Source organism: Delftia sp. WY8, from assembly GCF_018437695.1.
Taxonomy (GTDB): Bacteria; Pseudomonadota; Gammaproteobacteria; order Burkholderiales; family Burkholderiaceae_C; genus Comamonas; species Comamonas tsuruhatensis.
On the sequence record NZ_CP049795.1, the window covers coordinates 4,686,595 to 4,707,469 of the forward strand.

The following is a 20,875-nucleotide window of genomic DNA, read 5'->3' on the forward strand; positions in this document are numbered from 1 at the left end:
CCAGCGGCCCGGGCCGATTGGCCACAATGGCGCATCCCGTTCCAGGCTCAGGAGTCCATGCATGTCCGATATCCGCTGCGGCGATTCCACCCACCATCGCACCTCTTGGGGCCGCCGCTGCGCGCGCGCCGCCGCACCCGTGCTGGCGGCGCTGCTGCTGTCGCCGCTGGCCCAGGCAGCGCTCAAGGTGGGCGACACCGCGCCGCGCTTCACCACGCCGGCTGCGGTGGCGGGCAAGGCCTTCGATTTCGACATGGCCGCCACCCTCAGGAAGGGGCCGGTGGTGCTGTATTTCTTCCCCAAGGCCTTCACCCAGGGCTGCACCATGGAAGCCCACGCCTTTGCCGAGGCCACGCCGCGTTTCGCGGCCATGGGCGCCACGGTGGTGGGCATGTCGCATGACGACATCGATACGCTCAAGCGCTTTTCCACCGAGGCCTGCCGTGACCAGTTCGCCGTGGCATCGGACCCGCAGGCGCAGACCATCCGCGCCTACGACGCCTCGGCCGCCGCCAACCCCCAGCGCGCCGACCGCATCTCCTACGTGATCGGCCAGGACGGCAAGGTCCGCTTCGTGCACATGGGCTCGGACCCGGACGAGCATGTGCGCCAGACCGAGGCCGCGGTCAAGCGGCTGACCGGAAAGTAGCCCGCCGCGCGGCCCCTGTCAGGGGCCGTTGCCCTCGCTGGCCAGGATCTCGGCGTATTCCTCGTCCGTGAACAGCCTGGAGCGTGTGTGGAAGGCCTTGCCCGTGCTGCCCTCCAGCGAGAAGGTGCCGCCCTGGCCGTCGATCACGTCGAGGATGAGCTGGGTGTGCTTCCAGTATTCGTACTGCGACTTGCCGATGTAGAAGGGCGCGCCGCCCACCTGGCCCAGCAGCACGTCCTGGGCGCCTATCGTCAGCTCGCCGGGCAGGTAGCAGTTGGCGGCGCTGTTGTCGCAGCAGCCGCCGGACTGGTGGAAGAACACCGGCCCGTGCTGGGCCTGCAGGTCGGCGATCAGCGCCAGCGCGGCGTCGGTGGCAATCACTTTGTCAACCATGGGTTGGTCCTTTCCTGGGCGGCCGGCCGCGCTGCGCGCCGCCGGCCGCATTCACCTGGGAAGAACTTCAGAAGAAGCCCAGCTTGTTCTCGCTGTAGCTGACCAGCAGGTTCTTGGTCTGCTGGTAGTGGTCCAGCATCATCTTGTGGGTCTCGCGGCCGATGCCCGATTCCTTGTAGCCGCCGAAGGCCGCGTGCGCCGGGTAGGCGTGGTAGCAGTTGGTCCACACGCGCCCGGCCTTGATGGCGCGGCCCATGCGGTAGGCCACGTTGCCGTTGCGGCTCCACACGCCCGCGCCCAGGCCGTAGAGCGTGTCGTTGGCAATGGCCAGGGCCTCGGCCTCGTCCTTGAAGGTGGTCACGGCCAGCACGGGGCCGAAGATTTCCTCCTGGAAGATGCGCATCTTGTTGTGGCCTTTGAACAGCGTGGGCTGCACGTAGTAGCCGCCTTCCAGGTCGCCGCCCAGGTGGGCCTGGCCGCCGCCGGCCAGCACCTCGGCGCCCTCCTGCTTGCCCAGGTCCAGGTACGACAGGATCTTGGTGAGCTGCTCCTTGGACGCCTGCGCGCCCATCATGCTGTCGGTGTCCAGCGGGTTGGCATGCCGGATGGCGGCCACGCGCTGGAGCACGCGCTCCATGAAGCGGTCGTAGATGCTTTCGTGGATCAGCGCGCGGCTGGGGCAGGTGCAGACCTCGCCCTGGTTGAAGGCGAACAGCACCAGCCCTTCGACGGCCTTGTCGAGGAAGGCATCGTCCTTGTCCATCACATCGGCGAAGAAGATGTTGGGCGACTTGCCGCCCAGCTCCAGCGTGGCAGGGATCAGGTTGTTGGCGGCGGCCTGGGCGATCACGCGGCCCGTGGAGGTGGAACCCGTGAAGGCGATCTTGGCGATGCGCTTGCTGGTGGCCAGCGGCATGCCGGCCTCGCGGCCGAAGCCGTTGACGATGTTGAGCACGCCGGGCGGCAGCAGGTCGGCAATGAGCTCGGCCAGGATCAGGATGCTGATGGGCGTGGACTCGGCCGGCTTGAGCACCACGCAGTTGCCTGCGCCCAGCGCGGGCGCCAGCTTCCAGGCCGCCATGAGGATGGGGAAGTTCCAGGGAATGATCTGGCCCACCACGCCCAGCGGCTCCTGGATGTGATAGGCCACCGTGGTCTCGTCGATATGGCTGAGCGCGCCTTCCTGGGCGCGCACGCAGCCCGCGAAATAGCGGAAATGGTCCACGGTCAGCGGGATGTCGGCATTCAGCGTCTCGCGGATGGCCTTGCCGTTGTCCACGGTCTCGGCATAGGCGAGCAGCTCCAGGTTGGCCTCGATGCGGTCGGCGATCTTCAGCAGGACGTTCGCACGCTCGGCCGCGCTGGTGCGGCCCCAGGCGTCGCTGGCGGCATGGGCGGCATCCAGCGCCAGTTCGATGTCTTCGGCCGTGGAGCGCGCGGCGCGGGTGTAGACCTTGCCGCTGATGGGGGTGACCACGTCGAAGTACTGCTCCTTGACCGGAGGTACGAACCTGCCGCCGATGAAGTTGTCGTAGCGGGCCTTGTAGGCGATCTTGGCGCCAGCGGCGCCGGGTGCTGCGTAGACGGTCATGCTGCTTGTCTCCTGAGGATGCTTATGGGTCTGTTGTGATCGGGTGTGGATCGGGATATCCGGCCATGGCCGGACGGCAGACATGATTCAAAAGCCGTGCCAGCCCGCAGGCCGCAGGGCAGGTGCCCGCAAAGGCGCGCGGGACGTGGCTGCTGCGGGTATTCCCGTGCGCGTTCGCCCTGTGCCGTGACGTTGCGCAACAGGACAACTGTCCAGAAATGGAACAGTCGGGCGCCTGACCCGCCACTTGGCTTGCCCGGTGCCCGCCGGCCCCGCATACTGGCCCGCAACGCGGCGCAATGACGCCCGAGCAGGAGACAGCATGCAATCGAGAGCCTCCCTTGTGGCCTTGCGCCAGGCCCGTCACAGCCTGATGGAGTCGGGCCGCTGCCCCAGCGGCCTGGTGGACGAGCGCCTGGCGCGCTCGTGGCAGCGCTGCATCGAGCAGGGACTGCGTCCCACCGGGCGCCTGGGCGCCGCCGACAACCTGGAGCAGCATGCGCTGGGCGTGCTGCGCAGCCGCCACCATGCGCTGCTGGCGCATTCACGGCCCGTCATGGAATACCTGTCCGAGCAAGTGCGCGGCAGCCAGAGCGTGGTGGTGCTGGCCGGCCCCTGCGGCACCCTGGTGGATACCTGCGGCGACCCCTTCTTTCTGGGCAAGGCCGAGCGCGTGGCCCTGGCCAGCGGTGCGTCCTGGCATGAGGCGCAGCGCGGCACCAATGCCATCGGCACGGCACTGGCCGAGATGGACTCCATCGAAATCCAGGGCGGCGAGCATTTCCTGGAGCGCAACGGCTTTCTCACCTGCGCGGCCGCGCCCATCCTGTCGGGCACGGGCCAGCTGCTGGGCATCCTGGACATCTCCAGCGAACATGGCCGGGGCAGCCCGCACACGCTGGGCCTGGTCGGCACGGCGGCCCGCATGATCGAAAACCGCCTCATGGCCTGCGACGGCCAGCGCCACATCCGCCTGCACCTGCACGCGCGGCCCGAAGGCATTGGCACGGTGGGCGAAGGCATTGCGCTGATCTCGGGCGACGGCTGGGTGGTGGGTGCCAACCGCGCCGCGCTGGCCTTGCTGCGCCTGTCGCACGCGCAGCTGGGCAGCGTGGCGCTGGACCAGGTGCTGGACGCCAGCCTGCAGGAGCTGCTGTCACGCCAGCACCGCCAGCCCGATGCGGCCCAGCCGCTGCGGCGCCATGACGGCACGGCGCTGTTCGGCCAGCTGGTGCCGGATCGGCGCACCATCATGGCGGGGGCGGCGGCGCAGACAGTGCAGGAGGCGCTGGGAGCGCGGCAAGCGGGGGAAACACGGCAGGCCCCCCGCGATGCGCTGGCGCGGCTGGACACGGGCGATGCGCGCTGGCGTGCGGCGGCCGACAAGGCCCGGCGCGTGCTGGGCAAGCCGATTGCGCTGCTCATCCAGGGCGAGTCCGGCGTGGGCAAGGAATGGTTTGCGCGCGCGGCCCACGACAGCGGGCCACGCCGCGACGGCCCCTTCGTGGCCATCAACTGCGCGGCCATGCCCGAGTCGCTGATCGAGGCCGAGCTGTTCGGCTACCGCCAGGGCGCCTTCACGGGCGGGCGGCGCGAAGGACAGGCGGGCCTGCTGCGCCAGGCGCACGGCGGCACCCTGTTCCTGGACGAGATCGGCGACATGCCGCTGTCGCTGCAGACCCGGCTGCTGCGCGTGCTGCAGGAGCGGCAGGTGGTGCCGCTGGGCGGTGGCACGCCCGTTGCGGTCGATTTCGCGCTGGTCAGCGCCTCCAACCGCAGGCTGCGCGAGGATGCCGACCAGGGACGTTTTCGTGCCGACCTGTACTACCGCATCAACGGCCTGGCCGTGGAGCTGCCTCCGCTGCGCGAGCGCGGCGACTTCGAGGCGCTGGCCGCGCGCATGCTGGCCGACATCGAACCCGCGCGCCCGCTGCGCATGGCACCGGCCCTGCTGGCGCAGCTGGCCGGCCATGGCTGGCCCGGCAATCTGCGCCAGTGCGCCAGCGTGCTGAGAACGGCCTGCGCCATGCTCGACCCCCATGAGGACTGCCTGCAATGGCAGCACCTGCCCGACGACTTCCAGGCCGAGCTGGCGCAGACCGCCCGCAGCGGCCCCCGGCTCGACGCTGCGCCGCAGAGCCTGGATGAACTCTCGCGCTCGGCCGTGCGGCAGGCGCTGGAGAACTGCCGGGGCAATGTCACCCAGGCCGCGCGCATGCTGGGCATCAGCCGCCAGACGCTGTACCGCAAGCTGGCCCAGGACCGTGCGGCGGACGGCTTGCGGCTGCAGTGAGGCGCCTGCCGGTGCTCAGGCCTTGAAGGTGATCCAGGGCCTGAGCTTCACGGCGGCATGGATCAGGCCGGCCGCCTCCTGCGACTCGATGACCGGGCCGATGGGCTTGTAGGCTTCGGGCGCCTCCTCGATGCGGCGCTCCTCGCGCAGCGTCACGCATTGCCAGCCCTGTTCGCCCGAATGGCCTGCACGGGCTTCGGGCCGCAGCGCGCGCACGGCCTGGCGGCGCATGCGGCGCCCCGCGCCATGGCTGCAGGACCAGAGCCAGTCGGCCGCGCCCAGGCCCGTGACCAGGTAGGAGGCATCGCCCATGGACCCCGGGATCAGCGCGAAGTCGCCCTCGTTGGCCGGCGTGGCGCCCTTGCGGTGGATGTTCATGCCGCCTTGCTGCAGGACCACGTTGTGCGGCACATCGACCACCAGGCGCGAATCCGCTGCGCCCACGATCTGCTCCAGGTCCTTGCGCACCAGCTCGGCCAGCACCACGCGGTTGGCCCAGGCATAGCGCGCCGCCACGCCCATGGCCTGCAGGTACTCGCCGGCCAGCGGACCCGACAGGCCGTACAGGCCGCTGGCCGGGTGCTTCACGCCTTGCGGCCACTCGGCCCGGGCGCGGTCCATCCAGGCCTGGCCCACGTAAAAGCCCAGGTCGCGCGAGCCGCTGTGGATCATCACCACCACGTCGCCCGCGCGCAGGCCGGCGCGGTAGGCCGCGTGGCGGTCCAGCACCTCATCGACCACCTGCAGTTCCACGAAATGGTTGCCCGATCCCACCGTGCCCAGGCACGGGTCGCGGAACACGGCATGGCGCTCCTGCAGATAGGCATGGGGCGCGTGGCGGGCGCTGCCAGCGAAGCTGTCCAGGCCGATGCAGGCGGCCAGTTCGCGGTGCAGGCGGTCCCTGTCGACATGGCCCCACAGGCCCTGGCCGCTCAGCCGGTCCACAAAGGCGGCCGGCCCGTGGTCGAACAGCGCGCGGAAGGCGGCCGTGGTCACGGGCACGTCGCGCCCGCTGCCCAGCAGGCTGGCGCTCAGCAGTTCTACCAGCCGGCCCTTGTGCGGCGCCAGCTGGTCCAGCCGTGCGCCCGTGGTCAGCAGGCGCACGCTGCAGTTGATGTCCGTGCCGATGGCGGCCGGAATGACGAAGTCCGATGGCGTGGCCACCACGCTGCCCACGGGCGCCACCGTGCCCGGATGGAAGTCGGGCGTGGCGCAGGCGCGGCAGACGGCGCCGTGGCTGCCCTGGCCGTCAAGCCGGCGCACGGCCGCAAAGTCCAGCAGCTGGCGCACGGCCTTGTCCTCCAGGGGAAGGCTGTCGGGAAGAAGAATGTGGGCCTCGGCCTGGCCATCGCGCACGTGGTAGATGCCGTCGCGATAGTCGAGAGAGATGCCCGTGCGTGCAAAGGCACGCTGGAGTCGTTGAGGAGTGCTCATGGCTGCAGATCCGCGAGGCCTGGTTGGCGCTCGCCGCGTCCGATGGGTGTACGGACGATGAAAGACACCCGGGCGGCAAAGGCCCGGAAAACGTCTTTCCTGCAGCAGCTCGTTCAAGAAAGAAGGGGCGCAGTATAGCGGGATCCGCGCTGGACGGCAGGCGCTACGCGTTGCGCCGCTCGTACTGGGCGATGGCGTTGAGCAGCAGGGGCGAGAACTTCTTCGCGTAGTCGGCTCCACCCCACTGGCTTGACGATCCGCTCAGGTGCAGGGCGCCCAGCGGCACGCCGTCGGCATCGACCACGGCGGCGGCCAGCGCGACCTCGCCCATGATGAATTCATCCACCACCATGGCGTAGCCGCGCTCGCGCACCTTCTTCAGTTCCGCCTGGACGGCCTTGGCCGTGGTCAGCGTCCGGGGCGTGCTGGCCACCAGGCGGCCGGGGGCCAGCAACTGCTCCACCTGCGCCTCGTCCAGCCGGGCCATCACGGCGCGCCCGCCCGCCGTGCATTGCAGGGGCACGCGCCGGCCCACGAGCGAGGCGTGGTAGTGCTCGGTGCTGGTCTGGTGGCGCAGCACGTGCACCAGCCAGTCGCCGTCGCGCAGCGACAGGCTGATCTTCTGCTCCGTGTCCTTGGACAGCTGCAGCAGCAGGGGGTTGAGCGCCTCGGCCAGCGCATGGGTGCGCAGGAAGTGGAAGGTCAGGTCCAGCACGCCCGGGCCCAGCCGGTAGCGGCGGGTCTGGCTGTTTTGCTGCAGGTAGCCCTCGGCGCTGAGGGTGTAGGCGTAGCGCTGGGCGGCGCTCTTGTCCAGGCCGCTGCGCTCCATGATTTCCGTGAGGCTCAGGTCGCCCGCCGCGCCCTTGAAGCAGTCCAGCACGCGGAACGCCTTGCCCACGGAACCCACATACAACGCGTTTTCGATCATCGTTTTACCTGATTGTGAATCTGAAGTATTAAATAACAATACCAAGTATTGAAAAATACGGAGGCAGCGGATGCCACAGCAAGCCATTGTCAGTGCGGACCGGGCGGTCGGCGCGTCGGAGTGGATCAAGGGCCAGCGGGAGAACATGCTTTCGCTGCTGGCGGACATCGTCAACATCGACTCGGGCAGCTTCGACAAGCCTGGCGTGGCGCGCGTGTTCCGGCGCCTGGAGGCCTTTTTCCTGAGCCAGGGGCTGCAGGTCAGCCCGCATTTCGTCGATGGCGTGGAGGCGGCGATCTCGGTGACCGTGAACGCGGGCAGCACCGTGGGCAGGCCCGTGCTGCTGATGGGGCACTGCGACACGGTCTTCCCTGAAGGCGAGGCCGCGCGCAGGCCGTTTCGCATCGAAGGCGGCAGGGCCTACGGCCCGGGCGTGGCCGACATGAAGTCGGGCATCGTCATGAACGCCTTCCTGCTGGCTGCGCTGGCCCACAGCGCGGAGCCCGCGCCCGAGGTCACGGGCCTGTTCACCTGCGACGAGGAAATCGGCTCCCCCCTGAGCAAGTCCGTCATCGAGCCCTTTGCGCGCAAGGCGGGCTTTGTCTTCAATGCGGAGCCGGGCCGGCCTTCGGGCAACGTGGTCACGGGCCGCAAGGGCGGTGTGTTCTTCGGCGTGGAGATCGAGGGCAAGGCGGCGCACTCGGGCGCCAACTTCGCCGAGGGCATCAGCGCCATCTCGGAGCTGGCGCACAAGGTGGTGGCGCTGGACGCGCTTACCGACCTGGACAAGGGCGTCACGGTCAACGTGGGCCTGGTGTCGGGCGGCCTGTCGGTGAACACGTCGGCGCCGTCGGCCAAGGCGGCCATCGACCTGCGCATTTTCGATCTGGACCAGCGCGAGTCCCTGGTGGGCCGCATCCGCTGCATCTGCGACAAGTCCTTCATCCAGGGCACGCGCTCCACGCTGAACATCACCGGCGAGTTCCGCCCCTTCGTTCCCACGCCGCAGTCGCAGCAACTGTTCGAGCTGTACCAGGCCGAGCTGGGCGCGCTGGGCCACAAGGCCGAGGGCGAGTTCAGCGGCGGCTGCGCGGACTCGGGCGTGACCTCCAGCCTGGGCGCCATCACGCTGTGCGGCACCGGCCCCGTGGGCGGCAAGTTCCACACCACCGACGAGTACTGCGAGGTGGACACCATCGTCCCGCGCGGCCTGGCGGTGCTCCACACCATTGCGCGCCTGCCCCACGCCCGGTGGTAGGGCGCGCCTGATTCCCGCCTTCCCCCTCAAGCCACTGCTTGGTGCACTTTCATGAATCCACTTGCCTTGCCCACACGCCGCTCGCTCCTGAAAATCGCCGCCGGCCTGCCGCTGGCGCCCCTGCTGCTGCAGCCCGCCGCGGCCTCGGCGCCCGGCCCGGTCAGCCTGATGGTGCCCTACCCGGCAGGCGGGCCCAGTGACGTCAGCGCCCGCATCCTGAGCAAGCCCATAGGCGAGGGACTGGCGGCCAAGGTGATCGTGGAAAACCTGGGCGGCGCCACGGGCACGATTGCCGCATCCAAAGTGCTGGGCGCCAGGGCCGACGGCAGCATGTTCTTCCAGGGCACGCAGAACGAACTCATCCTGCCGCCGCTCACCAACAAGGCCGTGCGCTACCAGCCCGATGCGTTCGAGAACCTGCAGTACATCACCGTCACCCACCTGGTTCTGCTGGTGCGCTCGGGCCTGCCGGCCCGGAACATGCAAGAGTTCCTGGCGCTGGCGCGCTCGCGCAACGAAAGCAATTCGCTGACCTACGGCTCCGTGGGCGTGGGCTCGCTCTACCACCTGATCACCGAGTACATGGGCAAGGTGGTGAAGGTGCCGTTCACCCACGCGCCCTATGCGGGCACGGCGCCCGTGATCCAGGACCTGGCCGGCGGCCAGATCGACTTCAGCATCATGCCGTTCCAGGCGTCCATGCTGGAGATGATCCGCACCGGCCGCTTCCGGGCGCTGGCCGTGCTGTCGCGCAACCGGCCTGCGGTGCTGTCGGCCGTGCCCAGCATCACCGAAGTGCCGGCGCTGCGCGATTTCGAGTACGCCAGCCTGGCGGGCTACTTCGTCAAGCGCGGCACGCCGCAGGACGTCAAGCAGCGCCTGAACCAGGCCATCGGCCAGGCCCTGCTGGACCCGCAGGTCATCGCCAAACTGGAGGCCGACGGCCGTGACGTTGCCAAGCCCATGGGCCTGGACGATGCGGCGGCCGCCTATGCGCGCGAGATCGCCAAGTACCGCGAGATGATCCGCGTCACGGGATACGTGCAGGCGGATTGAGAACGAAGGCCGCAACCTAAGCGAGTGCACCCTCCAGCAGCTCGGCCATGCGCGGCAGGTCGGGATCGGCGCTGGTCACCAGCCAGATGGCGCGCTCATAGGCGGCGCCCGCAATGGGCAGCATGCGGCAGTCGCCCATGAAGCGCTCCAGGCCCGTCCAGTGCGGCACCAGGCCCACGCCCATGCCGTCGGCGGCCAGCATGGCAATGGCCTCCAGCGCGTCCAGGTCGCACAGCACCGCAGGCTCCAGCCCCTGGTCGGCCAGCCAGTCGGCCGCATGGCGGCCACCCCAGGCATCGGGGTCGTAGCGTATGTAGGGCAGGCTGCGCAGCAGCGCGGCAGGCCGGCCGCGCGCCTGGGGCGGTGCCAGCAGCACCAGCGGCTCGCGGCGCAGCTGCACGCTGCGCAGCGCCTTGGGCAGTTCAAAAGGGGGCGCCACGATGACGGCGGCATCGAGCTCGCCGGACTGAAGCATCTGGAACAGCGCGCGCGAGGTGCCCGGCACGATGACGGGCCGGCACTGTGGCGCCGCCTGCGTGAGCTTGCGCAGCGCGGCCGGCAGCATGCCGGTGAGCGCGGTCGAGATGGCGCCGATGCGCAGCGTGCCGGCCAGGCCATCGGCGCTGGCATCGCTGCCCAGCAGCGCGGCCTCGCGCACTAGGCGCCGCGCGCGCGGCAGCAGGGCCACGCAGGCCTGGGTGGGGCGGGCCGCATGGCCGCTGCGCGAAAGCAGGGCAAAGCCCAGCTCGCGCTCCAGCGCCTGCACGCGCTGGCCCACGGCGGTGGCGGTCAGGTGCTCGGCGCGCGCCGCATCGGCGATGGAGCCGCTGTCCACCACGGCGATCAGGCTCTTGAGATAGCGGGTCTCCAAAAGATTTCCTTGGGGATTGCAAAGAAATCAACGCTATCACTTTCGAAAAGCCTCTGCTAGGCTCGCGCCACCCACGGCAGGCCACGGCCTGCGAACCTGCCTGCACCACAAGCACAACCAAAGGATCAGCCATGCGCACCAGCTTCCACCTTGCCTACCATGTCCGCGATCTGGACGAAGCGCGCGCCTTCTACGGCACGCTGCTCGGCTGCCAGGAAGGCCGCAGCACCGAGACCTGGGTGGACTTCGACTTCTTCGGCCACCAGATCTCGCTGCACCTGGGCGAGCCCTTCCCGGTCACGAACACCGGCCGCGTGGGCGACCACATGGTGCCCATGCCCCACCTGGGCCTGGTGATGGCCATGGACGACTGGAAGGCCCTGGCCGCGCGGCTGTCGGGCGGCGTGGTGGATTTCGTGCTGCAGCCCGGCATCCGCTTCGAGGGCGAGCCCGGCGAGCAGGCCACCATGTTCTTCCGCGACCCCAGCGGCAATCCCATCGAGGTCAAGGGCTTCGCCGACCTGGACAAGGTCTTCGCCAAATGAGCGGTTCGCTGCCCCCGCTTCCTTTTGTCTGCGCACCCGGCTATCCGGCAGCCCAGGCCTGGCTGCAGGCCCTGCAGGCGGCCCTGCCCGAGGAGCGCGTGGTGGCGCTCGATACGCTGGATGCGGGCCAGCGCGCGGCCTGCGAGGTCGCCATCGTCGCCAACCCCCAGCCCGCCGACCTGCGCACGCTGCCGCGCCTGCAATGGGTGCACAGCGTCTGGGCCGGCGTGGAGCGCCTGGTGGCCGAACTGGGCGATACCGACCTGCGCATCGTCCGCCTGGTGGACCCGCAACTGGCCGACACCATGGCCGAGGCCGTGCTGGCCTGGACCCTGTACCTGCACCGCGACATGCCGCGCTATGCCCGCCAGCAGACCGCGCGCCAATGGCTGGCACATGACGGCGTGCGCGCGCAGGACAGGACGGTATCGCTGCTGGGCCTGGGCGCACTGGGCAAGGCCGCCGCGCAGCGGCTGCTGGCGGCAGGCTTCCAGGTGCGCGGCTGGAGCCGCACGCCCAGGCAGATGGACGGCGTGCAATGCCATGCGGGTGATGCCGAGCTGCCCGCCATGCTGGCGCAGACCGACATCCTCGTATGCCTGCTGCCGCTCACGCCGCAGACGCGCGGCATCGTCGGCGCGCAGGCGCTGGCCGCGCTGCCCGCCCATGCCTCGCTGATCAACTTTGCGCGCGGCCCCATCGTGGACGATGCCGCGCTGCGCGCCGCCCTGGACGGCGGCCGCCTGGCCCATGCCGTGCTGGACGTGTTCGAGCAGGAGCCCCTGCCAGAATCGTCCTGGCAATGGGCGCATCCCGCCGTGACCGTGCTGCCCCACATCTCGGCACCCACGGACCGCGCGACGGCATCGGCCATCGTGGCGGGCAACATCCGGCGCTGGCGCGCCAGCGGCGAGCTGCCGCAGGCGGTGGACGCGGCGCGGGGCTATTGAGGGCGGCTGCGGTACGGCTATGGCACGGCCATGGACTGGCTTCTGAGCCAGTCCATGACGGCGCGCACATGGGGGCCCGGCTCCCGTTGCTCGCCCACGGCCAGATGGTAGGTATGGCCGGTGATCGAGGGGCCGAAGGGCTGCAGCAGGTGGCCGGCCGCAATGTCCTCGGCCACCAGGGCCAGGCTCACCAGGGCAATGCCATGACCGGCAATGGCCGCCTGGATGGCATGGCCCTCGTCGGAAAAGCGCAGTTGCCCCGCCGGTGAATTCCAGGCCAGGCCTGCCTCGTCAAACCAGCGCTCCCAGGTGGGATTGCTGGCGTGCGCCGTCTTCCAGTCAAAGCGGATCAGCGGCAGGCGGGCCAGGTCGGCCGGACCCAGCACGCCCAGCCGGGGATTGGCCACGGGCGCAAAGCGGTCGCTGAACAGGGGCTCGGCCACCAGGCCCGGATAGGGGCCGCGCCCGTAGCGCACGGCGATATCGACGGCATGGGAGCGCAGGTCCACCACATCGTCCGAGGCCTGCAGTTGCAGGTCCACCTCCGGGTGCATCGCGCGGAAGCTGGCCATGCGCGGCACCAGCCATTTCACGGTGAACGCATTGGTGGCCGAGATGCTGACCTGGGCGCGCAGGCGCTTTTGCAGCAGGCGCTCCAGCGTGGCGGCAAAGGCGTCGAAACCGTCGCGCAGCACCGGATAGAGCTGGGCGCCGGCCTCGGTCAGCACCACCTTGCGTACCTGGCGATCGAACAGCGCCAGGCCCAGCTGTTCCTCCAGCGCGCGGATCTGGTGGCTGATGGCCGTGGGTGTCACGGCCAGGTCGTCGGCGGCCTGCTTGAAGCTGCCCAGGCGGGCGGCGGCCTCGAAGGCGCGCAGTGCGGAAAGCGGCAGCTGGTTGCGTTGCATGAGGGCTGGAGGACGCAAGGGGCGGGTGAGGAATGGGGTGAGGAATGGGGTGAGGAAAACTCATCTTATGCCTGACAAATGAACCTTTGTCGCAATCATCCGGCTTCCCTATCGTCCACCCATACCCCAAGCGCGATCCTGCCGGGGATGGATGAAGGAAATGAAACCATGCTGCACCGTGTCACCACGCAACCCGACCCCTACGAGCCGTTTTTGCTGTCGCAAGGCATTCGCTTTGGCGAGCTGCTGTTCATCTCCGGCCAGGCCGGCGCCGGAGACGATGGCCGCATCGTGCCGGGCGGCTTCCTGGCCCAGGGCCGGCAGGCGTTTGCCAATCTGCGCCGCGCGCTGGAGGCGGGCGGCTCCAGCCTGAAGGACGTGATCAAGGTCACCATCTTCGTCACCGACATGGGCCACTTCGACGAGGTGGTCGCCCTGCGCCGCGAGTTCTTCGGCGCCCCCTATCCGGCCGACACGATTGCCCAGATCCAGGCGCTGTACGACCCGGCGGCCATGATCGAGATCGAGGCCATTGCAGCCGTGCGTGATGGCCAGGCCCGCTGACATGGTTGCGGCCGTTCTGTTCCGATGGCCTGGCCACGGCGTGCATGGCCGACGACTGGAGCCGATGGGGCCGATATCTGATCCCTTCAACCGCCGAGCAGTCCCGAGGTGCTCAGCGGCCCCGGCGACAGCTGCTGTCCCCAGGCCTGCGTCAAGGCCTCGATGGCATCGCCCACCACGCGGCAGGCCTGGGTGAGCTTGCCGTGCCGGGGCAGGGCCAGCGTCACATGGCGCACCAGGCCGGGGTTGACCAGGCGGCTGGCCTGCAGCCGGCCCTGGCGCAGTTCGGCATCGATGGAATACGGGCCGATCACCGAGTAGAGGCCGGGCGCGTGGGCCACGAGTTCCTTTTGCACGGTCAGCGAGTCGGCCTCGGCCGCCGCCGCGAGCCGAAAGCCGTGGCTGTGCGCGGCCTCATCGAGCGCGTCGCGCCAATGGCTGGGGCGGCGCGGCAGCACCAGCTGCAGGCCGTCGAGCGCGGCGAACTCCGTGGTGGGCGCCAGGGTCAAGGGGTCGCCAGGGCGCGACACCAGATAGCTGTGCGCGGTGCTCAGCAGCCGCTCGTCGCCGCCGGCCGGGCGTGCGAAGCGAAAGAGGATGGCCAGGTCCACGGCACCGCTGTCCAGCAGCGCATCGAGCTCCGTTCCCTGGGCCTCGGTGATGTTCAGGCGTATGCCGGGGTGCTCGCGCTGCAGCCAGTCGAACACATGCGTCATCAGCGGGTGCGCGGCCGAGGGCACGATGCCCAGCCGCACCTCTCCCCATAGCTGGCCTGCGTCCGCACGCAGTGTTTCCTGCAATTGCTCGGTTTCCTGCAGCCAGCTGCGCAGCCGCAGCGCGGCCCGCGCGCCCAGCGGCGTCAGCGTGACGCCCCGGCCCGTGCGCCGCAGCAAGGGGCCGCCCAGAGACGCTTCGAATTCGCTGATCTGCCGGCTGATGTGCGACTGAACGGTGTGCCGCCGTGCCGCGACCTTGCTGATGCTGCCGGCTTCGGAGACCTCGAGGAAGAGCTTGACGCTGGGCAGGTGCATGGTGGTTACCCGGTTGAGGTATGCCTGATGAGGCAATTCTGAAAGCCTGAAATTCTATCTATCCAGATATCAAACGGATTTCTACAGTGCAGTCATGCCTTGCCAGCGGCCTTGCCGTGGCAGGTTTTCCAGACACCGAACCTAAGGAAAATCCGTTGAAACTCGCCAGCTTCATCCATGCCGGACAGCCCCGCTACGGGCAGGTTCTGGCCGAGCGCTTCCTGCTGCCGCCCGCCGACTTTCTCGCCCGCCATCCCGACCTGCTGTCTGTGCTGCGCGCACAGGCGCTGGGCGAGCTGGAGCAGGCCCTGCAGGCCGGCGCCGTGTCCGTCGATGCGGCGCAGACCCAGGCGCTGCCCGTCATCCCCAACCCCGGCAAGCTCATCTGCGTGGGCCTGAACTACAAGACCCATGTGGCCGAGACGCGGCGCGCCGACAGTGAGCACCCGTCGCTGTTCCTGCGCTTCAACGACAGCCTGGCCGCCGATGGCGACGAGCTGCTGCGCCCGGCCTTTTCGGAGCGTTTCGACTGGGAGGGCGAGCTGGCCTTCGTCATCGGCCGGGGCGGGCGCCACATTGCAAAGGAAGATGCCTTCGACCACATCGCCGGCTATGCCTGCTTCAACGATGTGAGCGTGCGCGACTGGCAGCGCCATACGCACCAGTTCACGCCCGGCAAGAACTTTCCCGTCACGGCGCCCTTCGGCCCCTGGCTGGTCACGCGCGACGAGGTGGCCGACGTGCGCAGCCTGGCGCTGCAGACCCGCCTGAACGGCAGCGTGATGCAGCAGGCCAGCCTGGGCGACCTGATCTTCGACATCCCCACCATCGTGGCCTATGTGTCGCGCTTCACGCCGCTGTCGCCCGGCGACGTGATCGCCACGGGCACGCCGGGCGGCGTGGGCGACCGCCGCGAGCCGCCTCTGTACATGAAGCATGGCGATGTGGTCGAGGTCGAGATCACGGGCCTGGGCGTGCTGCGCAACCGTATCGGCACTGATAGCGCTGCCGTCTGACTCCGGAGAAATTCATGGATAACCAACAAGCGATTTCGCAGCGGCCCCGGCTGCGCATTGCCGTCGATATCGGCGGCACCTTCACCGACATGGCGGCGTTTGACGAGGCCAGCGGCCAGCTGCTGTTCGGCAAGGCCCTGTCCACGCATGGCGAGCTGGTCAACGGCATCCAGGCCACGATAGACAGCGCGGGCATCGACTGGCGCGACGGCCATCTGTTCCTGCACGGCTCCACCATTGCCATCAACACGCTGCTGGAGCGCAATGGCGCCCACACCGCGCTGCTGATCACCGAGGGCTTTCGCGACATCTACGAGATCGGCCGCGTGAACCGGCCCGATGCCTACAACCTGTTCTTCAACAAGCACCAGCCGCTGGTGCGGCGCTCGCTGCGCCATGAGGTGTCCGAGCGCCTGCGCGCCGACGGCAGCCTGCACAAGCCGCTGGACGAGGCGGCCGTGCGCGAGCTGGCCCGCGAGCTGGCAGGGCAGGGCGTGGAGGCCGTGGCCGTGCTGCTGCTGCATTCCTACCGCAATCCGGCGCACGAGCAGCGCGTCAAGCAGATCCTGCAGGAAGAGATGCCGGGCGCCTTTGTCTGCGCCTCGCACGAGCTGTCGCAGGAGTACCGCGAGTTCGAGCGCGTGTCCACCGCCGTGGCCAATGCCTATGTGGGGCCGCGCGTGTCGCAGTACCTGGGCCAGCTGGAGAACCACCTGGGCGGCAAGGGCTTCGAGGGCGACTTCTACATCGTGCAGTCCACGGGCGGCCTGTTCCCCGTCGAGCATGCCAAGGTGGGCTGCGTGCGCATGCTCGAATCGGGTCCGGCGGCCGGCGTGATCGGCGCCCAGGCCATCTGTGCACAACTGGGCATGGGCGACGCCATCGCCTTCGACATGGGCGGCACCACGGCCAAGGCCGGCGTGATCAGCGAGGGCCGGCCGCTGACCACGGGCTCGGCGCTGATCGGCGGCTACGAGCAGGCCCTGCCGATACAGATCCCGATGATGGACATCCACGAAGTGGGCACGGGCGGCGGCTCCATCGCCCGCGTGGAGACGGGCAACGCGCTGCGCGTGGGCCCGCAGAGCGCCGGCTCCATCCCCGGTCCCGTGGCCTATGGCCGTGGCGGGCTGGAGCCCACGGTGACCGACGCCAACCTGGTGCTGGGCCGGCTGGACGCGGAGCATTTCCTGGGCGGCGAGCTGCAGCTGGACATGGACGCCTGCCAGCGCCAGATGGCCGAGCGCGTGGCGACCCCGCTGGGCCTGGAGCCCACCGAGGCGGCCGACGGCATCCTGCGCATCGCCGTGACGCAGATGTCGCATGCCGTCAAGGCCGTGACCACCGAGCGCGGCCTGGACGCGGGCAGCTTCACCATGGTCGTCTACGGCGGCGCGGGGCCGCTGCACGCCTCGGCCATTGCGCGCGAGATCGGCATCCGCAAGGTGCTGATCCCCTATGCGCCCGGCTATTTCTCGGCCTACGGAATGCTGTTCTCCGACCTGCGCTACGACTATGTGCGCTCGGTATTCCGCAAGCTGGGCGAGGTGTCCTTCGAGGAGATCGAGGCCGCCTACCAGAGCATGGAGGACGAGGGCCGCGCCGCGCTGGCGCAGTCCGGCATCGCGCCGGACGGCATCGTGATCGAGCGCGCCGCCGACATGCGCTACGTGGGCCAGGAGCATGCGGTGACCGTGGACCTGCCCATGGCCTTCTTCGAGGGCAGGGACCGCTCGGCCATCAAGCGCCAGTTCGACGAGCTGCACAAGGTGCGCTACGGTACCTCGGCCCCGCAGGAGCCGGCCGACCTCGTGAGCCTGCGCGTCACCGTGCTGGGCACCATGAAGAAACCGCCCAGGCACAGCGTGGAACGCGGCAGCGCCGAGCCCAGCCGTGCCTCCGTGCGCACGGTCAAGCCCGTCTATTTCCGCTCCAGCGGCTGGGTGGACACGCCGGTGCATCTGCGCGAGCGCCTGCTGGCGGGCAACGAGATCGCGGGGCCCGCGCTGATCGAGGAACACGCATCCACCACCGTCGTGCAGCCCGGCGACCGGCTGCGCGTGGACGAACTGGGCAATCTGCAAATCGACATCGGGAGCGACCGCACATGAACCACCCCACTGACTCCAGGCCCGTCGATCCGGTCACCGTCGAGATCATCCGCAACGGCCTGTACGCCGTCACGGAGGAGATGAAGACCAACCTGACGCGCACGGCCTACAACCTCATCATCTACGAGGCGCTGGACTTCACGGTCGGCCTGTTCACGCGCGAGGGCGACACGGTGTCCATCGGCCTGGGCCTGCCCATGTTCATCCGCGGCATGTCGGAGACGGTCAAGGCCAAGATCCGCCATTTCGGCTACGAGAACATCCTGCCCGGCGACATCCTGGTCACCAACGATGCCTACACCACCGGCAGCCACCTGAACCACTTCACGTTCACCATGCCGGTGTTCCATGAGGGCCGGCTCGAAGGCTTCACCTGCTGCATGGCCCACTGGCTGGACGTGGGCGGCACGCTGGGCAACGTCACCACGGACATCTTCAGCGAGGGGATACAGATCCCCATCATGAAGTACCAGCGCCAGGGCGAGGTCAACCAGGACCTGATCGACATCATCGCGATGAACGTGCGCCTGGCCGAGCGGGCCCTGGGCGATCTGCGCGCGCAGATCACGGCCATCACCACGGGCGAGCGCCGCTATGTGGAACTGCTGCAGCGCTATGGCGTGGATGCGGTCAACGGCGCCATCGCGCAAATCATGGATTCCAGCGAGGCCGTGGCGCGCAAGAACACGCTGTCGATTCCCGATGGCGTGTACGAGGCCGAGTCCTTCATGGACGACGACGGGCTGGACATCGGCAAGCGCATTCCCATCCGCGTCAAGGTCACGGTGCAGGGCGACGAGATGACGGTGGACCTGTCGGATGTCTCCAAGCAGGTGCGCGGCTTCTACAACTCGGGCTTCACCACGGGCATCGCCTGCGCGCAGGTGGCCTACAAATGCCTCACCACGCCGACCGACTACCCGGTCAACGACGGGAGCTTCCGGCCGCTCAAGGTGATCATGCCCATGGGCACGGTGATCAGCGCCGAGAGGCCGTATCCCATGCGCGTGTGGATGACCTTCCCCATGACGGTGATCGACACCATCTTCAAGGCCCTGGCGCCGGCGATTCCCGACCGCTCCATCGCAGGCCACCATGCGGACCTGGTGTTTCCCAACATCCATGGCATCTCGCCCGAGGACGGGCGGCTGTTCATCGTCGGCATCGGCCCGCTGGGCGGCGGCTGGGGCGCCAAGAGCCGCGAGGACGGCGTGTCCGTCACCGTCTGCATCAATGACGGCGACACCCACAACAGCCCCACCGAGCAGCTCGAGGCCAAGTACCCGGTGCTGGTGGAGAAGTACGAGATCCGCCAGGACTCGGCCGGCGCGGGCCAGTACCGGGGCGGCCTGGGCGCGGAGATGGTGGTGCAGGCGCTGTCGCCCTTCACCGTCACCACGCGCATCGACCGCGTGCACTGCAAGCCCTGGGGCCTGGAGGGCGGCGGCGATGCCATGGGCAACGGCCTGGCCGTGCGCCACAAGGGCGAGTGGAAGACCGACCACGCCAACGCCAAGATCTTCAACGTGCGCCTGGAACGCGGCGATGCCTACCGCATGCTGTCGGGCGGCGGCGGGGGCTTTGGCGACCCGCTGGCGCGCGAACTGGACAAGGTGGCCGAGGACGTGCGCGAAGGCTATGTGAGCGCCCAGGTGGCCCGCGAGGTCTACCGCGTGGCGCTGGACAGCCAGGGGCAGGTGGACCACGAGGGCACGCAGGCGCTGCGCAGCGGCAGGTCTCCGTCCGCCGCAACGGCAACCTCGGCCGTGGCCTGGGACGGGCAGTGAGCACGGCCATGGCCTCCGACCACGCCCTGCAGGCCGGCCGGCTCTGGGACCTGTGGTGCGCCCTGGCGCTGCGCCATGTCGCGCTGGGCGGTGCCTGCGCCTGCGGGGCGGGCGGCATCAGCCTGCGGCTGGAGGACTTCGAGCTGGACATCGTGGACTACCTGCAGGACGGGGGCGAGCGCTGCGAGCAGCCCGAGGTGGCGGCCTGGTTCCGTGCCCGGCCCGCACCCGGGCAGGGCGCGCAGCCGCTGCGCGGCCTGCTCGATGCGCTGGGCTCGGACGAGGTGCCGCAGGCCGTGGCGCAGTGGGCGCTGGCGCGGCTGGAGCGCACGCTGCGCTCGTTCGCCGAGGTGCATGGTGGGGCACAGGGCGGGGTACAGGGCGGGGTGGCGTCATGAGCGGGCATTTCTCCAGCCTGCTGGCCCTGCCCGAAGCGGCGGGCCAGCGCATTCCGGTCACCGTGCTCACGGGCTTTCTGGGCAGCGGCAAGACCACGCTGCTCAACCGGCTGCTGGCGCTGCCGGACCTGCACGGGACGGCCGTCATCGTCAACGAGTTCGGTGCGGTCGGCATCGACCAGGACCTGACCAGCCTGGCCTGCGAGGACACGGTGCTGCTGGCCAATGGCTGCCTGTGCTGCAGCGTGCGCGGCGATCTGGTGGAGGCGCTGGAGCGCCTGGCCCTGCGCGAACAGGGCGCGCCGCGCCGCGTGCTGATCGAAACCAGCGGCCTGGCGGACCCGGGGCCGATACTGCGCTCCTTCCTGGGCGAGCCCGCCGTGCGGGCGCGCTATGCGCTGGCCGGCGTGGCCTGCACGGTCGATGCCGTGCTGGGCAGCGCCACGCTGGCAGGCTATCCCGAAGCCGTGCGGCAGCTGGCTGTGGCTGACCTGGTGCTGCTGACCAAGACAGACTTGCTGGGCGGCGCACAGCCCGCTGCGCAACTGCTGGCCCAGGTGCAGGCCATCAACGGCGAGGCGCCGCAAGGCATGGACCCCGCCCACCATGTGGCGCTGCTGCAGCGGCTGATGTCGGAAGGCGCGACGGGGCAGGAAGACGCCGCTGCGGGCATGCTCCAGGCACCCGGCTACCGGGCCATGGCTCCGGTGACAGCTCCGGTGACAGCGCCGGCAGGCGCGCACCGCGACGGCATCTCGTCCTTTGTGCTGCAGCGCGACGAGCCCCTGCCCGCGCAGGCGTTCGGCGAATGGATGGACTGGGTCACGGCCATGCGCGGCGATGACCTGCTGCGCGTCAAAGGCATCGTGCACCTGCAGGAGCACCCGCACCAGCCCCTGGTCATCCATGGCGTGCAGCACCTGTTCGCCCCGCCGCAGACGCTGCCCCGCTGGCCGGGTGCCGACCGGCGCACGCGCATCGTCTTCATCACGCGGGGGCTGGATGCCCAGGCCCTGGACGACACGCTGAGCGTGCTGGTGCGCAGGCACAGGCGGCGCGCGCCGAATCAGGACCCGGGCTGAGCCACGCAAC

Annotated in this window: 19 protein-coding genes; 12 read left to right on the plus strand and 7 right to left on the minus strand. The window is 69.3% G+C overall.

All coding sequences use genetic code 11. The annotated features are described in order from the left end of the window. Positions 1-61 precede the first annotated feature (61 nt). Entirely contained in the window at positions 62-649 is a 588-nt protein-coding gene (locus tag G4D77_RS21545; RefSeq protein ID WP_016445472.1) for a peroxiredoxin, read from the plus strand. Between the two features lie 18 nt (positions 650-667). Here the strand turns inward: G4D77_RS21545 and G4D77_RS21550 are convergent, their stop codons facing one another. Both G4D77_RS21550 and exaC read right to left on the minus strand, forming a co-directional pair. Further along, positions 668-1,042 (minus strand): DUF779 domain-containing protein, encoded by a 375-nt coding sequence (locus G4D77_RS21550; protein ID WP_016450901.1) that lies wholly within the window; start codon positions 1,040-1,042, stop codon positions 668-670. A 67-nt stretch (positions 1,043-1,109) separates the two neighbouring features. Then, entirely contained in the window at positions 1,110-2,633 is a 1,524-nt protein-coding gene (gene exaC, locus G4D77_RS21555; RefSeq protein ID WP_012207447.1) for an acetaldehyde dehydrogenase ExaC, read from the minus strand. A 322-nt stretch (positions 2,634-2,955) separates the two neighbouring features. Between exaC and G4D77_RS21560 the strand changes: the two genes are divergently transcribed. Next, positions 2,956-4,926 (plus strand): sigma-54-dependent Fis family transcriptional regulator, encoded by a 1,971-nt coding sequence (locus tag G4D77_RS21560; protein ID WP_133073712.1) that lies wholly within the window; start codon positions 2,956-2,958, stop codon positions 4,924-4,926. Positions 4,927-4,941: 15 nt separating this feature from the next. On the opposite strand, the gene G4D77_RS21565 is transcribed toward G4D77_RS21560, so the two are convergent. Both G4D77_RS21565 and G4D77_RS21570 read right to left on the minus strand, forming a co-directional pair. Then, positions 4,942-6,360, minus strand: coding sequence for an RtcB family protein (locus G4D77_RS21565; RefSeq protein ID WP_213757735.1), 1,419 nt, complete (start codon positions 6,358-6,360; stop codon positions 4,942-4,944). Between the two features lie 163 nt (positions 6,361-6,523). Further along, complete coding sequence (locus G4D77_RS21570) at positions 6,524-7,288, minus strand: IclR family transcriptional regulator (protein WP_047326467.1); 765 nt, start codon at positions 7,286-7,288, stop codon at positions 6,524-6,526. A 70-nt stretch (positions 7,289-7,358) separates the two neighbouring features. On the opposite strand from G4D77_RS21570, the gene G4D77_RS21575 reads away from it, so the two are divergent. Continuing rightward, the gene (locus tag G4D77_RS21575; protein WP_043822119.1) at positions 7,359-8,546 is read left to right on the plus strand and encodes a M20 family metallopeptidase; all 1,188 of its coding nucleotides are present in this window, start codon (positions 7,359-7,361) and stop codon (positions 8,544-8,546) included. A gap of 51 nt (positions 8,547-8,597) precedes the next feature. Then, positions 8,598-9,602, plus strand: coding sequence for a tripartite tricarboxylate transporter substrate binding protein (locus G4D77_RS21580; RefSeq protein ID WP_016445478.1), 1,005 nt, complete (start codon positions 8,598-8,600; stop codon positions 9,600-9,602). Between the two features lie 16 nt (positions 9,603-9,618). On the opposite strand, the gene G4D77_RS21585 is transcribed toward G4D77_RS21580, so the two are convergent. Continuing rightward, the gene (locus G4D77_RS21585) at positions 9,619-10,473 is read right to left on the minus strand and encodes a LysR substrate-binding domain-containing protein (RefSeq protein WP_154833555.1); all 855 of its coding nucleotides are present in this window, start codon (positions 10,471-10,473) and stop codon (positions 9,619-9,621) included. 131 nt (positions 10,474-10,604) lie between these two features. Between G4D77_RS21585 and G4D77_RS21590 the strand changes: the two genes are divergently transcribed. Beyond that, positions 10,605-11,018, plus strand: coding sequence for a VOC family protein (locus tag G4D77_RS21590; protein ID WP_012207434.1), 414 nt, complete (start codon positions 10,605-10,607; stop codon positions 11,016-11,018). Further along, the gene (locus G4D77_RS21595) at positions 11,015-11,968 is read left to right on the plus strand and encodes a 2-hydroxyacid dehydrogenase (RefSeq protein ID WP_154833556.1); all 954 of its coding nucleotides are present in this window, start codon (positions 11,015-11,017) and stop codon (positions 11,966-11,968) included. Before G4D77_RS21590 ends, G4D77_RS21595 begins: the two co-directional genes overlap by 4 nt. A gap of 17 nt (positions 11,969-11,985) precedes the next feature. Here G4D77_RS21595 and G4D77_RS21600 read toward each other — a convergent pair whose 3' ends face one another. Next, complete coding sequence (locus G4D77_RS21600) at positions 11,986-12,876, minus strand: LysR substrate-binding domain-containing protein (protein ID WP_016445481.1); 891 nt, start codon at positions 12,874-12,876, stop codon at positions 11,986-11,988. A 168-nt stretch (positions 12,877-13,044) separates the two neighbouring features. On the opposite strand from G4D77_RS21600, the gene G4D77_RS21605 reads away from it, so the two are divergent. After that, complete coding sequence (locus G4D77_RS21605; RefSeq protein WP_016445482.1) at positions 13,045-13,440, plus strand: RidA family protein; 396 nt, start codon at positions 13,045-13,047, stop codon at positions 13,438-13,440. Between the two features lie 86 nt (positions 13,441-13,526). Here G4D77_RS21605 and G4D77_RS21610 read toward each other — a convergent pair whose 3' ends face one another. After that, positions 13,527-14,471, minus strand: a complete 945-nt coding sequence (locus tag G4D77_RS21610; RefSeq protein ID WP_013800697.1) for a LysR family transcriptional regulator — start codon at positions 14,469-14,471, stop codon at positions 13,527-13,529. 155 nt (positions 14,472-14,626) lie between these two features. Here G4D77_RS21610 and G4D77_RS21615 point away from each other — a divergent pair, with 155 nt between their 5' ends. From G4D77_RS21615 to G4D77_RS21635, 5 genes are read left to right on the plus strand one after another with little or no spacing between them, the layout of a single operon-like run. Beyond that, positions 14,627-15,487, plus strand: a complete 861-nt coding sequence (locus tag G4D77_RS21615; RefSeq protein WP_154833557.1) for a fumarylacetoacetate hydrolase family protein — start codon at positions 14,627-14,629, stop codon at positions 15,485-15,487. A 14-nt stretch (positions 15,488-15,501) separates the two neighbouring features. Next, positions 15,502-17,598, plus strand: a complete 2,097-nt coding sequence (locus tag G4D77_RS21620) for a hydantoinase/oxoprolinase family protein (RefSeq protein ID WP_013800699.1) — start codon at positions 15,502-15,504, stop codon at positions 17,596-17,598. Beyond that, on the plus strand, positions 17,595-19,385 hold the full coding sequence (locus G4D77_RS21625; protein WP_043790064.1) for a hydantoinase B/oxoprolinase family protein: 1,791 nt from the start codon (positions 17,595-17,597) through the stop codon (positions 19,383-19,385). The genes G4D77_RS21620 and G4D77_RS21625 overlap by 4 nt, the downstream gene beginning before the upstream one ends. 8 nt (positions 19,386-19,393) lie before the next feature. Next, positions 19,394-19,783 (plus strand): hypothetical protein, encoded by a 390-nt coding sequence (locus G4D77_RS21630; RefSeq protein ID WP_154833558.1) that lies wholly within the window; start codon positions 19,394-19,396, stop codon positions 19,781-19,783. Further along, a complete protein-coding gene (locus tag G4D77_RS21635; RefSeq protein WP_154833559.1) occupies positions 19,780-20,865 on the plus strand; it encodes a CobW family GTP-binding protein in 1,086 nt (361 codons plus the stop codon). The genes G4D77_RS21630 and G4D77_RS21635 overlap by 4 nt, the downstream gene beginning before the upstream one ends. The last annotated feature ends 10 nt before the right edge of the window (positions 20,866-20,875 follow it).

Coding starts and splice junctions, on each gene's coding strand:
- G4D77_RS21565 (WP_213757735.1), bottom strand. CDS start 6,360: ATGAGCACTCCTCAACGACTCCAGCGTGCCTTTGCACGCACGGGCATC.
- G4D77_RS21550 (WP_016450901.1), bottom strand. CDS start 1,042: ATGGTTGACAAAGTGATTGCCACCGACGCCGCGCTGGCGCTGATCGCC.
- G4D77_RS21605 (WP_016445482.1), top strand. CDS start 13,045: ATGCTGCACCGTGTCACCACGCAACCCGACCCCTACGAGCCGTTTTTG.
- G4D77_RS21595 (WP_154833556.1), top strand. CDS start 11,015: ATGAGCGGTTCGCTGCCCCCGCTTCCTTTTGTCTGCGCACCCGGCTAT.
- exaC (WP_012207447.1), bottom strand. CDS start 2,633: ATGACCGTCTACGCAGCACCCGGCGCCGCTGGCGCCAAGATCGCCTAC.
- G4D77_RS21590 (WP_012207434.1), top strand. CDS start 10,605: ATGCGCACCAGCTTCCACCTTGCCTACCATGTCCGCGATCTGGACGAA.
- G4D77_RS21545 (WP_016445472.1), top strand. CDS start 62: ATGTCCGATATCCGCTGCGGCGATTCCACCCACCATCGCACCTCTTGG.
- G4D77_RS21635 (WP_154833559.1), top strand. CDS start 19,780: ATGAGCGGGCATTTCTCCAGCCTGCTGGCCCTGCCCGAAGCGGCGGGC.
- G4D77_RS21600 (WP_016445481.1), bottom strand. CDS start 12,876: ATGCAACGCAACCAGCTGCCGCTTTCCGCACTGCGCGCCTTCGAGGCC.
- G4D77_RS21610 (WP_013800697.1), bottom strand. CDS start 14,471: ATGCACCTGCCCAGCGTCAAGCTCTTCCTCGAGGTCTCCGAAGCCGGC.
- G4D77_RS21570 (WP_047326467.1), bottom strand. CDS start 7,288: ATGATCGAAAACGCGTTGTATGTGGGTTCCGTGGGCAAGGCGTTCCGC.
- G4D77_RS21580 (WP_016445478.1), top strand. CDS start 8,598: ATGAATCCACTTGCCTTGCCCACACGCCGCTCGCTCCTGAAAATCGCC.
- G4D77_RS21575 (WP_043822119.1), top strand. CDS start 7,359: ATGCCACAGCAAGCCATTGTCAGTGCGGACCGGGCGGTCGGCGCGTCG.
- G4D77_RS21625 (WP_043790064.1), top strand. CDS start 17,595: ATGAACCACCCCACTGACTCCAGGCCCGTCGATCCGGTCACCGTCGAG.
- G4D77_RS21630 (WP_154833558.1), top strand. CDS start 19,394: ATGGCCTCCGACCACGCCCTGCAGGCCGGCCGGCTCTGGGACCTGTGG.
- G4D77_RS21620 (WP_013800699.1), top strand. CDS start 15,502: ATGGATAACCAACAAGCGATTTCGCAGCGGCCCCGGCTGCGCATTGCC.
- G4D77_RS21560 (WP_133073712.1), top strand. CDS start 2,956: ATGCAATCGAGAGCCTCCCTTGTGGCCTTGCGCCAGGCCCGTCACAGC.